16 protein-coding genes and 1 pseudogene are annotated in these 12039 nt (G+C 65.0%); 10 read left to right on the top strand and 7 right to left on the bottom strand.

Annotation, left to right across the window (positions count from 1 at the left end; translation table 11 throughout):
• From UUA_RS17085 to UUA_RS19680, 8 genes are all read left to right on the top strand, one after another.
• On the top strand, nucleotides 1-690 hold a 690-nt coding region (locus UUA_RS17085; protein WP_238533046.1), incomplete at its 5' end, for a TVP38/TMEM64 family protein.
• A gap of 272 nt (nucleotides 691-962) precedes the next feature.
• On the top strand, nucleotides 963-1454 hold the full coding sequence (locus tag UUA_RS17080) for a type IV pilin protein (protein WP_008439195.1): 492 nt from the start codon (nucleotides 963-965) through the stop codon (nucleotides 1452-1454).
• Between the two features lie 2 nt (nucleotides 1455-1456).
• Entirely contained in the window at nucleotides 1457-1924 is a 468-nt protein-coding gene (locus UUA_RS17075) for a GspH/FimT family pseudopilin (RefSeq protein WP_008439193.1), read from the top strand.
• Nucleotides 1921-2484, top strand: coding sequence for a type IV pilus modification protein PilV (pilV, locus tag UUA_RS17070; protein ID WP_008439192.1), 564 nt, complete (start codon nucleotides 1921-1923; stop codon nucleotides 2482-2484). The genes UUA_RS17075 and pilV overlap by 4 nt, the downstream gene beginning before the upstream one ends.
• On the top strand, nucleotides 2481-3593 hold the full coding sequence (locus UUA_RS17065) for a PilW family protein (protein WP_274378159.1): 1113 nt from the start codon (nucleotides 2481-2483) through the stop codon (nucleotides 3591-3593). The genes pilV and UUA_RS17065 overlap by 4 nt, the downstream gene beginning before the upstream one ends.
• Nucleotides 3593-4147 carry a pilus assembly PilX family protein gene (locus tag UUA_RS17060; RefSeq protein ID WP_008439190.1) on the top strand — a complete coding sequence of 185 codons (555 nt, stop codon included), beginning with the start codon at nucleotides 3593-3595 and terminating at the stop codon, nucleotides 4145-4147. Before UUA_RS17065 ends, UUA_RS17060 begins: the two co-directional genes overlap by 1 nt.
• 30 nt (nucleotides 4148-4177) lie before the next feature.
• Complete coding sequence (locus tag UUA_RS20260; RefSeq protein WP_008439189.1) at nucleotides 4178-7504, top strand: pilus assembly protein; 3327 nt, start codon at nucleotides 4178-4180, stop codon at nucleotides 7502-7504.
• Nucleotides 7501-7800, top strand: a complete 300-nt coding sequence (locus tag UUA_RS19680) for a hypothetical protein (protein WP_162098690.1) — start codon at nucleotides 7501-7503, stop codon at nucleotides 7798-7800. The genes UUA_RS20260 and UUA_RS19680 overlap by 4 nt, the downstream gene beginning before the upstream one ends.
• 9 nt (nucleotides 7801-7809) lie before the next feature.
• On the opposite strand, the pseudogene UUA_RS19475 reads toward UUA_RS19680, so the two are convergent.
• Nucleotides 7810-7944: pseudogene (locus tag UUA_RS19475) on the bottom strand (transposase); the annotation flags it as partial.
• A 197-nt stretch (nucleotides 7945-8141) separates the two neighbouring features.
• Between UUA_RS19475 and UUA_RS19015 the strand changes: the two are divergent.
• A complete protein-coding gene (locus UUA_RS19015; protein ID WP_008439178.1) occupies nucleotides 8142-8453 on the top strand; it encodes a DUF4258 domain-containing protein in 312 nt (103 codons plus the stop codon).
• A 2-nt stretch (nucleotides 8454-8455) separates the two neighbouring features.
• Complete coding sequence (locus tag UUA_RS17045; RefSeq protein WP_193385147.1) at nucleotides 8456-8809, top strand: hypothetical protein; 354 nt, start codon at nucleotides 8456-8458, stop codon at nucleotides 8807-8809.
• A 501-nt stretch (nucleotides 8810-9310) separates the two neighbouring features.
• Here UUA_RS17045 and UUA_RS19470 read toward each other — a convergent pair.
• The 6 genes from UUA_RS19470 to UUA_RS20110 all read right to left on the bottom strand — a co-directional run.
• Nucleotides 9311-9499, bottom strand: a complete 189-nt coding sequence (locus UUA_RS19470) for a hypothetical protein (protein WP_008439176.1) — start codon at nucleotides 9497-9499, stop codon at nucleotides 9311-9313.
• The gene (locus tag UUA_RS17040; RefSeq protein WP_008439175.1) at nucleotides 9496-11058 is read right to left on the bottom strand and encodes a DUF3631 domain-containing protein; all 1563 of its coding nucleotides are present in this window, start codon (nucleotides 11056-11058) and stop codon (nucleotides 9496-9498) included. The genes UUA_RS19470 and UUA_RS17040 overlap by 4 nt, the downstream gene beginning before the upstream one ends.
• Nucleotides 11048-11320: a hypothetical protein gene (locus UUA_RS19675; protein WP_153022967.1), complete on the bottom strand. Its 273-nt coding sequence runs from the start codon at nucleotides 11318-11320 to the stop codon at nucleotides 11048-11050. The genes UUA_RS17040 and UUA_RS19675 overlap by 11 nt, the downstream gene beginning before the upstream one ends.
• A gap of 1 nt (nucleotide 11321) precedes the next feature.
• On the bottom strand, nucleotides 11322-11486 hold the full coding sequence (locus UUA_RS19460; protein ID WP_155943280.1) for a hypothetical protein: 165 nt from the start codon (nucleotides 11484-11486) through the stop codon (nucleotides 11322-11324).
• Nucleotides 11483-11803: a helix-turn-helix domain-containing protein gene (locus UUA_RS17030; protein ID WP_081491596.1), complete on the bottom strand. Its 321-nt coding sequence runs from the start codon at nucleotides 11801-11803 to the stop codon at nucleotides 11483-11485. Before UUA_RS17030 ends, UUA_RS19460 begins: the two co-directional genes overlap by 4 nt.
• A partial coding sequence (locus UUA_RS20110) for a helix-turn-helix transcriptional regulator (RefSeq protein WP_238533044.1) occupies nucleotides 11800-12039 on the bottom strand: 240 nt, incomplete at its 5' end. The genes UUA_RS17030 and UUA_RS20110, both read right to left, overlap by 4 nt.

Raw genomic sequence — 12039 nt, 5'->3', positions numbered from 1 at the left:
CTGCTGGTGCTGGCCGGCATCGTGCTGTTCGCCTCCGGTTCGCTGGACCAGCTGAGCCCGCACCGACTGGTGGCGCGCCAGGCCGAACTGCACGCGCAGATCGCCAGCCACCCCTGGCTTGCCCGGCTGGCCTTCATCGGGTTGCTGACGCTGACCGTGGCCACCGGTATCCCCGGCACCATCGTGGTGATCCTGGCCGGCGGCTTCGCCTTTGGCGTGGTCGACGCCACCGTATGCTCGTCGATCGGCCTGACCCTGGGCTCGCTGGTGTTGTACCTGGCCAGCCGCTACGCGTTCGGTGCCGGCAGCCGCCGCCCGCCGGCGATGGTGGCGAAACTGCACCACGGCTTCGAGCGCCACCCGGTGAGCTATACCCTGTTCCTGCGCTTCGTGCCGGTGGCGCCGTTCGGCCTGGTCACCATCAGCCTGGCCTGGCTGCGCTGTCCGTTGTGGCTGTTCCTCGGCGCCAGTTGGCTCGGCGGCACCGTCTCGCTGATCTTCGAAACCTCGATCGGCGCCGGTCTCGGCGACGCCATCGCCACCAGCCATGGCGGCCCTCTCGGCATCGGCCTGTTCATGCGCCGCGAAGTGCTGCTGCCACTGGGCGCGATCGCCGTGCTCGCCCTGCTGCCGCTGCTGGTCGAACGCCTCACCCGGCGGTATCGGCAGCCGTCCCGGCACCGCGACTGAACCGCGACCGGGCCTGGCGCACGGCCGCCCCGGCCGCCCACAAATACCTGCTCCACATTGGCTCGGCAGAGGGCCTGGAGACCGCCGTTGCCAGGTCGGCCGAAAGTTCATGCGCCGGCCCTGCCGCACCGCCGGGTGCACGGCGTCGGGCAAATTAACTTTGATTTGGCAGTACTTCATATTCCCATTCAGGCATGGCGCCAGGTCGTGACCCAGTACACGGATGTGCTTGTCGACCAACTGAAACAATACTGGCGACGCTTGGGGGAAATATGCCAGTTGCCATCCACACCGGCCGACGACTTGCGGCACCGCGGCGCAGTTATCTGCGCCAGGCGCAGGGCGTATCGCGCGCGCGGGGTTTCACCCTGATCGAGCTGATGATCACGGTGGCGGTCATCGCCATCCTCGCCGCCATCGCCGTGCCCAGCTACTTCCAGTACACCCTGCGCTCCAACCGCTCGGCGGCCGAGAGCGTGATGCAGGAAATCGCCAGCGCCCAGGAGCGCTACCTGGTCGACGCCCGGCAGTTCGCCGGCAACCTGAGCACGCTCGGCTACACGGTGCCAAACACGGTGGATCCCAACTATCAAATCGCGACGGTGGCCACCGCCGCCTCCGCCTCCGGCGGCACCCCGCCGGGCTACACCGTCACCGCCAAGCCGATCGGCACCCAGGTCCGCGATACCGCCTGCGCCACGCTCACCCTCAACGGTGACGGCAGCAAGAAGGCCAGTACCGGCGCCACGAACTGCTGGAAGTGACCATGCGCACATCGCGTAGCCACGGCTTCACACTGGTCGAGATGCTGGTCACCCTGGCCATCTTCGCCGTGCTGCTGATGATCGCCATTCCCTCGATGCGGCCGTTCCTGCAATCGCAAAGCGTCAAGAACGCCTCGATGGACCTGGTCTCCACGGTGGCGCTGGCGCGCAGCGAGGCGATCAAGCGCAATACCACGGTCGACGTAAAGGCCACCAGCGCCGCCGACTGGAGCCTGGGCTGGGTGATCAGCCAGGGCACCAACGTGATCCGCAAGCAGGGCTCCCTCGGCAACATCGCCATCACGCCGTCCAGCGGGAGCTTCAGCTTCGACGGCAACGGCCGGATGACCAGCACCGGGGCCACGTTCGCCATCGCGCCGGTCAACAAGACCGGCTCGCAGCCGCTCTGCCTCAGCGTCACCGTGGGCGCCACCGGCCGCACCGAGTCCACCAAGGTCAGCTGCCCATGAAAAACCAGACCGGCATGATGTTGATCGAAGCGCTGGTGTCGCTGGTCATCGCAGCCATCGCCCTGCTCGGCACCGTCACCCTGATGGCGAAATCCACGCGCAGCGAGATGGAGTCCTACCAGCGGGTGCAGGCGCTGACCTTGGTGCAGGACATGGCCTCGCGCATCAACGCCAACCGGCAGGTGGCCTCGTGCTACTCGAACGGCGCCACCGGCCTCAGCACGACCACCGCTCCGCTGCCGGACTGCGCCACGGGTTCGGCCGTCCAGATCGCTACCGCCAACGCCGATCTCGCCGCGTGGAAGAACGCGCTGCTTGGCTCCAGCGAAGTTTCCGGCGCCTCCAAGGTCGGCGCCATGATCGGCGCCGTGGGCTGCATCGACCAGGTCGCCTCGTTCGACCCCAACTACCCGGTCTATCGCGTCAGCGTCGCCTGGCAGGGCCTGATGCCCACCGCCGCGCCGAAGCTGTCGTGCGGGAAGGCCTCGCTCGGCAACACCAGCCCGGTGCGGCGCGTGATCAGCATCCAGGTCCAGATCGCCAACCTCACGACGACATGATGACTCCTCGCGCCCACAGCCAGCCCATGTCGCATGCCCGCCGCCAGGCGGGCATGTCCCTGATCGAGCTGATGATCGCCGTCGCCATCGGCCTGGCGCTGCTGGCCGGGCTCAGTTCGCTGTACGTCTCCACCAGCAAGGCGCGGGCAGAGTTCAACAAGACGTCCGAACAGGTCGAGAACGGCCGCTTCGCCCTGCAGTCCATCACTCGCGACATCGAGATGGCCGGCTTCTATGGGCGCGCCGGCCAACCGCTCACCACCTCCAGCTACGTGCTGCCCGATCCCTGCGCCGCGGCGCCGGCCTCGATGGGTTTCAGCACCTCTCCGACACTCACTTTCCCGCTCCCGGTTTATGGGCCGTCGCTGGCCACCACCGTTCTCCCCTGCCTGGCGACCGCGCTGCCGAACATGCGGACGGGTGCGGAAGTCCTGACCGTCAGCTACGCATCCGGCAGCGTCACCGCCACGCCGAGCGGCACGGAATACTACCTGCAGCGTTCCGGTTGCGAAACCGACACCGTGTCGATGGTCTACAGCGACACCGCCAGCGCCTTCACCCTGCACAACAAGGCAGCCGTTGCCGGCGGCACCTGCAGCACCAGCACCACCGCCGAGCTGCGCAAGTACGTCGAGCGCAGCTACTACGTGGCGACCTGCGACGTGTGCAGCGGCGCCGGCGCCGACACCACACCGACGCTGAAGATGGCCGAGTTCGTGAACGGAGCGATCAATGTCTCGTCACTGGTCACCGGCATCGAGGACGTGCACTACAGCTATGGCGTGGACCTCGACAACAACGGCTCGCCCGACTGCTACGTCGGCAACCCGTCCGACACCACCGCCGTGCCGGCGGCCTGCGCCACGGCGGTGACGGCTGCCGCCTACCCGTGGACCGCGTCGGCCACCGCCAACTGGGCCAACGTCACCGCCGTACGCGTCAACCTGCTTTCGCGCAACCTGGACAACACCGCCAGCTGGACCGACACCCGCACCTACGACCTGGGCCGCACCGCGGTGAACGGCCCGTACGGCGATCACTACAAGCGGCACGTCTATGCGACCGCCGCCCGCATCTGGAATACCGGCGGCCAGAGGGAAAACCAGTGATGAAGACCTCACCGTCCCACACCTCGCAGCGCGGTTTTACGCTGGTGATGACGCTGATCTTCCTGGTCATCTTCATGCTCTTCGCCATCTCCATGGTCAGCTCGAGCATGATCAACACCAAGGTCGCCGCCAACCAGCAATACCGGCTGGAAGCCGGCACCGTGGCCCAGCAGGGCATTGAGCAGGTGATGAGTCAGCCGTTCATCCGCGTGCCGATCACCACCATCACCCCGGTGCAGGTCGACGTCAACGGCGACGGCACCCCGGATTTCACCGCCCAGGTCGCCCCTCCAGTCTGCCTCGACAGCAAGGTGATCCCGAACGCAAGCCTGCCGGTGGGCGATGTATGCAAGGTGCCCAACAGTTCCAACGGCAACCTGATCCTGCCCGGTCCGTCCTCCTCGGTGTCTCCTCCTCCAGCAGCGCCATCGATGTGCTCGGCGACAGACTGGGACATCCAGTCCACCGTCACCGACCCAAGCAACACCGCCGTCGCGGTCACCATGCACCAGGGCGCCTCCGTGCAGGTGCCGATCGGCACACCCTGCCCCTAATAACCTTGTCGTCCCCGCGGAGTAGCCGCCATGTCACACGCACGCACTGCCCTGAATCGCCGGCTGCGCATCTTCGCCCTGATCGCCGCGGCCCTGGCGCTGCCCGGTATCGCCAGCGGCGAGGACATCGACCTGTACACCGGCAACCCGATCAATGGCGGGCAGCCGAACGTCCTGCTGATCATGGACAACGCGTCGAACGGCAATTCGGCCACCACGATACTCCCTGGCAGCAACTGCCCCTCCTGGATCGCCTCCAATCCCAAGACGCATGACTTCGAGGCGTGCGCGCTCTACAACATGATCGGCTCCCTCGGGGCACCGACCAGCTCGCTGAACGGCCAGGTCAAGATGGGCCTGATGATGTTCAACGGGGTCACTGGCGGCAATGGCGGATTGTTCTTCTACCCGGACCCCTCGCAAAAGGTGCCCGGTCCCCTACCGCTGCTGGACACCACCGGTGCCGCCACCTTCCAGAGTGCGATCGCGGGCACGCCGGGCGGTGGAACCGGCCCCGGCACCGCGGCCGTCAGCGCCAACTCGAACAAACTTGACGAGTCGATGGAGGAGGCCTGGGCCTTCTTCACCGGTACCACCGGCCTGTCCGGAACCAGGTACTCCAACCCGATCAACGACACCTGCCAGAAGAACTTCATCATCTACCTGGCCAATGTGAGCAACAGCAACGCGCCCAAGACCGCCAACAGCGTCACGCTGCCACAGTCGACCCTGGCCACGGCCATGGGCGTTCCCGCCAGCACAAACCCCATGTCGCCGCCGATGATTCCGCTGTACCCCGCAAACCAGTACCAGCAGAACTGGGGCGACGAGTGGGCGAAGTTCATGTACCAAGCCGACCTGTCCGGCATCCCCGCCTCGGTAGCGCACAACGCGCAGAACATCATCACCTACACCATCGCCGTTTCGGATGGCTGCGAGGCCAAGCAGCAAAGTTGCAAAGACCATATCAACCTGGTCAAGAGCATGGCCGCCAACGGCGGCGGCAAGTACTTCTACGTCGCGGCAGGCGATGTAAGCGGTCTGGTCAAGGCATTGATCACGATCCTCACCGAAGTGCAGGCGACCAACAGCGTGTTCGCCTCGGTGAGCCTGCCGGTCAGCGTGAACGCCCAGGGTACCTCGCTCAACCAGGTCTACGTGGGCATGTTCCGCCCGGATGCCACCGCCGCGCCACGCTGGGCGGGCAACCTCAAGCAGTACCAGATCGGCTATGACTCCAGCAACAACGTGGTGCTGGATGACTCGCTGGGCAACCCGGCGATCAGCAACGCGGGCACCGGCTTCATTTCGCCCACCGCACTCAGCTACTGGACCGCGGACCATCAGACCGGCACCCCGGGCGACGGCCCGTTCACTGTCACCGCCAGCGGCTACAGCAGCAGCATCGTCGCCAACTGGCCGGCCAGCGGCTTCTGGGTCAACCGTCCGACCGGTTCCGGTGGTGCCTTCGATGCCCCCGACGGCGAGGTGGTCGACAAGGGCGGCGTGGCCGAAATGATCCGCGCGGACTACCTCACCGACCAGTCGAAGCGGGTGATCTACACCTGCACCAGCGTCGGCGGCTGCCCCAGCTCCGGCACGCTGCCCACCTTCGATGACACCACGTTGGCCGGCAGCAGCCTGTTCGGCACCAGCTCGACCACCACGCCCACCACCACCAACCTGATCAACTGGATCCGCGGCACCGACAACAACAACACCACCCCTGGCGCCGAAAGCCCGGCAGGGCCCGGCACTCCGGTCACCGTACGCCCCTCCATCCACGGCGACGTGCTGCATTCGCGGCCAGCGGTGGTCAACTATGGCGGTTCCATCGGCATCGTGGCGTTCTACGGCTCCAACGACGGCCTCTTCCGTGCCGTCAACGGCAACAAGAATGCCACTTCTCCCGGCGTCATCTCGATGGCCAGCGGGCGACTGGTACGCCCCGGTGGCGAACTGTGGTCGTTCATCGCCCCTGATTTCTTCGACAGGTTCCAGCGCCTGTACAACAACAGCCCGCTGCTGACGCTGGGCTCCACCAGCGGCAGCGGCAAGCCCTACTTCTTCGACGGCACCACCACGGTCTACCAGGATCTGCGCGTCACCGGCAGTCCGAAAACCTACATCTACGTCACGGCGCGCCGCGGCGGCCGGCTGATCTATGCGTTCGACGTGAGCAACCCGCTCCAGCCGCCGGTGTTCCTGTGGAGCAAGACCAACGCCGACATCCCCGAACTCGGCCAGACCTGGTCGCAACCCAAGCTGGCCCTGGTCAAGGGCCACACCGACCTCAGCGGCAATCCCATTCCCGTGCTGGTCATGGGCGGCGGCTACGATCCCGCCGAGGATACGGACCCAGTGGCCACCGCCGACACCATGGGCCGCGCGATCGTGGTGCTGGACGCCTTCAATGGCAGCCCTGTGTGGACCGCCTGTGCCTCCGGCTGCACGGCCACGGTCTCCGACATGACCTACGCGATCCCGTCCGACATCACCCTGCTCGACCGCGACGGCGACGGCTACACCGATCGCCTCTACACCGGCGACCTCGGCGGCAATATCTGGCGCGTCGACGTCGACGACAACTCTCCCGCAAATTGGCAGGTGACCAAGCTCGCCAGTCTCCGCACCACCGGCACCGGTACTGGCGCCAGTTGCGCCACCAACCCCACTGGCGCGCGCAAGTTCTTCTACCCGCCCGATGTCACGCCGACCACCAGCTTCGACGCCGTGGTCGCAGCCAGCGGCGATCGCGAGCATCCTCTGGCGTCGAACGCATCCTCCTGCGTGGTCAACCGCTTCTACATGCTGAAGGACACCAACACCGGCACCAGCGTGACCACCGGCTGGACCACGATCACCCAATCCATGCTCACCGATGAAACCGGCGCCGCCGCCGGAACGACCACGCCTTACTCCTCCACCAGCGCCACGTCGGGGTTCTATGTCACCCTGACCCACTCGGGCGAGAAGGCGGTGAACGCACCGCTGACGGTGGCTGGCTACACCTACTTCGGCACCAACACCCCGGCCGATCCCAAACTGAACCCAGGCATGTGCTACCCGAACCTGGGTATCGCACGCGGCTACGCGATCAACTTCCTGACCGGCGAGGGCCAGAACAGCAACGGCTACATCGTCTTCGACGGCGGCGGCCTGCCGCCCTCGCCGGTATTCGGCCTGGTCGAAGTCAATCCCGGCAGCGGCGTCTACACTCCTGTACTCATCGGCGGCGGCAACCAGACCGGCACTGGCGGCGGCAACAACAGCTCGGCGTTGGGCGCCCAGAAGGTCACACCGCCCAATACCGGCAAGCGCAAGCGTACCTACTGGTTCACCGAAGGCCTGAAGTGAGCTTTGCAGGCGTGGCCGCCAAGCCGCGCCTGCGCCACGCACACACGGATTTGCCCGGGCTCGACGGCAACCGGCCTACCGAGATCAATGGCAAACACCTGCTGGTCGTGGACGGCGACACGAGCATCCGAAGCCATGTCGGCCAACGCACGAACAAAAAAAGAGCGCCCGTCCGGACGCTCTGGAAATTGGTCGTCCGTCTATCGAACAATCACCGGGAAGCCTTGCGCCACAACGGTTTCAGAAACTGCGGGCGGCAAGATGCCCCCAAATATGCCCCCAGCGCGTCGCGGTGACTGCCGATGCCGGACGCACTTGCACAGCACGTTCTCGTGCAGATCCAGATCGCGTGCCGCTTGGGCAATCGTTACACCACGCTCCCTGGCCAGCCGCACGGCACCGCGCCTGAACTCGCTACTGAATGTTCGTCGTGTCGCCATGAACCACCTCCGGTTTCACCATCACACCTGAACTCGGTGTCCGTGAAACCGGCAGCGGTCCACTTGGGCTTGCCGACTGGACCGAGCACTAGAAATTGAGTCCACCCAACCACTGTTCATGTATATGTCTCCTGGCTGAGCCGTTGTTGCTTGGGGCTTGAGACGTATATACACTACCCTGACCATAAGGGGGCACGATGATTCTGTTCTCGCGCGCTGTGACCCAAAAGCTACATGAGAAGCATGAGGTCACCGAGAAAGAGGTGGTGGAGTGCTTCGCCAATGGCGAGGGCGTCTACGTGCTGGACCCTAATGAAGACCACCAGACCGATCCCCCTACGCTCTGGTTCATGGCGCCAACTAATCACAATCGGATGCTCAAGATCTGCTTCGTTCGACGTGACGGCAACGTGGAGATCAAGACTGCCTTCGAACCTTCTAGCCCCAAGCATCTTGAACTATATCGCCAGCAAGCTGGACTTCCCGCATGCTGGCCTGAGGAGGAATGAACGTGACACACAAGATCAAGGGCACTGCGGAAAACTGGGAATCGGGCGAACTGGGCCTGGACACCAAGCACGCTCAGCGTGTCTCCGAGGAGGAAGCTGCCGCCGTCGAAAAGGCGACTGGCCTGAATATGCAGCTCATCTCGATCAGGATGCCGGCTGATCTACTGCGCGTGTTGAAAGAGATCGCGAAGTATCGTGGCATCGGCTACCAGCCGATGATCCGAGACCTGCTCGACCGCTGGGCTGTCGGAGAAATCAAGACAATCCTCAATGAGCGGCTCGAAGACGCCAAGAAGCGAGAGTCGGAACAGCAGGCCAGTACGCCGCTCGTGGGCGACCTGCGCCACACAGCTTGACCGCGCTCCAACCGAAGCCTCAGGAACCCCGCTCCGGCGGGGTTTTTGTTGCCATGGGTATTGGGTGATTTCGACTGCTGAAGGCAACTTCTTGGCCTTTTTGCACTTGAACGGCACCACGTCGCTACCAACGGCAGTGCGCCCAGGTAGCTGCCCGGCCGTGCAGACGCTCCGTTGCCCCCTCGCGGCTTCAGCACAACGTTCTTACGAGTCGCATAGGATGCCCCTACAGCACCGGCGGACGCGCTCGGGCGTGCTGGCCACCCGCTCCGTGAGTCAAGCTTCATCCGGCGATAGTCAGCTCAGGCGACGTGCGATCAGGCGCGAGCCGATGACCGGGGCGCCTCGCGCGCGTGCGCGATGTGGGCGGGATGGGCGCTTATTCGTCGGAACCCACCGACCGCCCAGGCCCGGCCCGTCCCTTGCCAATTTCCGCCGTTTTTTTATTGGGCTTCGGCATGTTCACTCCATCCATTGCCTGTGGCGGTTTGGGTATGCATGTCATGCACCCCTGGCGTTGGTTGCGTTATCCGTTAGCACAGCCAACAGGTCGGCTTTGCGCTGTCGAAGCAGGTCCAGCAGTTCGGGCGGTGTATCGGGCTTGATACCTCGCACGACGATCTGATCCCCGCGGCGTTCGAGAACGACTCCGGCAGCCCACACGATGAGCAAGACTTCGATGGTGGTCATATCGTCACGCTCCCGGTTTGCTCGCCGGCCTTGCTTCTTTCCTCCGGCAGGGGGTTTTTATCGGTGACACGGTGACAAGCCTTGTCCCATGCGGGTTCCGGCGTATCCCCTTTCGGTGACACTTGGACGGCTGTAACGGTTGCCGATACGCCGCAAACCGCGCTGCTATGCGGTTGTGACGGTGTAACCGATAAAACGCCCTCTTCGGCAGAAACGTAGCGGGCGAAGGCATCGGTGAAGTCGGCGACGTCATAACCCTTGAATGGCTTTCCACCGTTCGGCGGGCGCAGTGGTTTCGGCTTGATACCGAACTCCGATAGCCGCGCGGCGAGCTGGCGAGGCCGCAATGGGTTTCCCCGATTCCACGTCGCCCAGGGTGCTTCCTCGTCCTGGGTCAGGATGCTCAGCAGCTCCACACTGGCGAGCCGGCTGGTGTGTCGTTCCTTGAACGCGGCCTCGATGTCTCGCAGCAGTTCAACGCCGATGCTCGGGGTTTCTTCCTCGACACCGTGAAGCGCCAGCGCCGCAGCACGAGCGAGCCCCGGCCACTCCCCGGCCGCAAGGTCGGCAATCGCCAGCAACGGCTCCCAGCAGTCTTGCGCGCGGTCGCCCAGGCCATGCGCGGGTGCGGGCTGGGCCGATGCAATGCGGTGCTGGTGATCGCGCGTCCAGCGGGCGAGGCGTGCCTGCAGATCAAGCCACGGTTGTGGATCAGATCGCCGGATGTTGGCCGCCGTCTCGCCGGCTACCTTGCGACGCATGCGCAACGGGATCGAACGATCCTCGATCGTGCCGGCCAGCTTGCCGATGCCGCAAAGGATCTTCGGCGCCCAGGTGCTGAACTTCGTCGGGGTGTGATCGTCGCCCACGCACCGGATGACGAAAGCGCCTTCGCGGTACAGGCCGGAATTGATCAGGCCGCGCGCTTCCTCATTGTCCTTCAGGAAGGCATCCGCCTCGTCGATTCCCAGCGTGGGCGACCACAGTTCCACGCTACGGAAAATGGCCGATGGCGTGATGCTGGAAATCGACAAGGGCCGGAAGACCAGCCGCATCATCGCCGTGAGTAGCACCGTCTTGCCGCAACGCATCTCCGGGGCGGATATGTGCGCCAGTGGCGACACCGTGAGCACGTCCATGCAGTAGGTGTGCACCACCCACAAGGCCGCGGCGCGGATGGTCGGCGGGTCGGCAATGACGTGTTCCCCGATGATGGCGCACAAGTCAGCAAGCAACTGCCTGCCGTCGACCGGCTCCGGCCACGGCTCCACCTCGGCGACCACCTCGACACTGCCGCCGTCGTCTTTCGGTGCGGTGAGTTTGTCCAGTTCGCCCACGCTGGCCTTCGCTGCCTTCGCCGCGGCGCGCACACGCTGGTAACGCGCCGGATCGGTCCGGCGGACCTCCACCAGTGCGGTCAACACGTCCGCTTCAAAGATCGCGCCGGGGTCGGTGGCGAGCCTCCCCAGCGCCAGCTCGATCGGGTCGGGATCAGGAAAGGCCGCTTCCTCGCGCGCGGCCAGATCGTCGATGCTGGCGCTGTAGGTTTCAGCGGGCATGCAGCACCTCCTGAGCGTCGAAGATGCGCAAGGCCGCGACGCGGAGCCGGGTCAGGTCGGCATCCTCCAAGGGCTGGCCGTCACCCAGCTGGTTCGCACCGATCAGCACCACGCTGGCCTCGGTCACCAGCACGTCCAGGGCAGCACGCCAGCGGGGCAACATGGCCGCCTGTCGGAGCTGACTGCGCTCCGCTGGGGACATGCTTCTCAGGTCTTTCCGTGCGAACAGGTCGCCCACTTGGAGCCCCACCGCGGCGAGCACGTCATGCACCTGACAGCCGGCGAAGCAATGCACCAATAGCGCGCTGTTCTCGGCCTCGGCGATCGCCAGTGAAGCGGACTTGCCGCCGTGCGAAGGGCAACGCGCGCCAGCCCTTTCCGGTCTTGATGACGCCTTCCAGGCGTCCGATCAGTTCGGCGGCGCTCATGACGTCACCCCGATCAGCGAATAGACCGCAACGCGGGAATGCTTGCGCCCCTGATCGTCGTAGCGGTCGACCCGCATCGTCTGGATGTTGTGGCCACCCTCGCGCAACTCCTTCACGCGAGCGGCCGGCATCATGATGTTCAGATCGCGCCGGGCCGTGATGGTGTCGATCGCCTCATGCCGAAGATGGGCAAGCAAACGCAGGCGCTGCGCCGCGGCGCTGGTATCGGTGCTACGATGCTGGGCAGATGTGTTGTGTGTGCGATCTCGAAGGCTGCCCTCGCCCGGCAGCCTTCGTTGTGTCTGGGGCCGGCTCATGCTGCATCTCCGGCCAGTGATTCGGCGAAGGCCAGCACGTCGGCAGCGCGCCAGACGGTAACGCCAGCACTCAGTCGGATAGGTTGCGGCGCCTTTCCCGCCTTGACCCATGCCCACCACGTCGCGGCAGACACACAAATGACTCCCGGCGTTCCAGTGCGGCGGTTCCTCGCAATATCAGAAACGCGCAGGTAAGCGGGCGATGCGATGACTTCGGAGGCGGATTCAACTTTGAA

This window comes from Rhodanobacter thiooxydans LCS2, assembly GCF_000264375.1.
Classification (GTDB): domain Bacteria; phylum Pseudomonadota; class Gammaproteobacteria; order Xanthomonadales; family Rhodanobacteraceae; genus Rhodanobacter; species Rhodanobacter thiooxydans.
The sequence above is the reverse complement of the archived record's forward strand: the minus strand, read 5'-3'. Positions and strand labels throughout refer to the sequence as shown.

Excerpts from the sequence above, each read along its gene's own strand:
- UUA_RS17080 (WP_008439195.1), top strand. The coding sequence starts at position 963 with ATGCCAGTTGCCATCCACACCGGCCGACGACTTGCGGCACCGCGGCGC.
- UUA_RS17075 (WP_008439193.1), top strand. The coding sequence starts at position 1,457 with ATGCGCACATCGCGTAGCCACGGCTTCACACTGGTCGAGATGCTGGTC.
- pilV (WP_008439192.1), top strand. The coding sequence starts at position 1,921 with ATGAAAAACCAGACCGGCATGATGTTGATCGAAGCGCTGGTGTCGCTG.
- UUA_RS17065 (WP_274378159.1), top strand. The coding sequence starts at position 2,481 with ATGATGACTCCTCGCGCCCACAGCCAGCCCATGTCGCATGCCCGCCGC.
- UUA_RS17060 (WP_008439190.1), top strand. The coding sequence starts at position 3,593 with ATGAAGACCTCACCGTCCCACACCTCGCAGCGCGGTTTTACGCTGGTG.
- UUA_RS20260 (WP_008439189.1), top strand. The coding sequence starts at position 4,178 with ATGTCACACGCACGCACTGCCCTGAATCGCCGGCTGCGCATCTTCGCC.
- UUA_RS19015 (WP_008439178.1), top strand. The coding sequence starts at position 8,142 with ATGATTCTGTTCTCGCGCGCTGTGACCCAAAAGCTACATGAGAAGCAT.
- UUA_RS19470 (WP_008439176.1), bottom strand. The coding sequence starts at position 9,499 with ATGACCACCATCGAAGTCTTGCTCATCGTGTGGGCTGCCGGAGTCGTT.
- UUA_RS17040 (WP_008439175.1), bottom strand. The coding sequence starts at position 11,058 with ATGCCCGCTGAAACCTACAGCGCCAGCATCGACGATCTGGCCGCGCGC.
- UUA_RS19460 (WP_155943280.1), bottom strand. The coding sequence starts at position 11,486 with ATGAGCGCCGCCGAACTGATCGGACGCCTGGAAGGCGTCATCAAGACC.
- UUA_RS17030 (WP_081491596.1), bottom strand. The coding sequence starts at position 11,803 with ATGAGCCGGCCCCAGACACAACGAAGGCTGCCGGGCGAGGGCAGCCTT.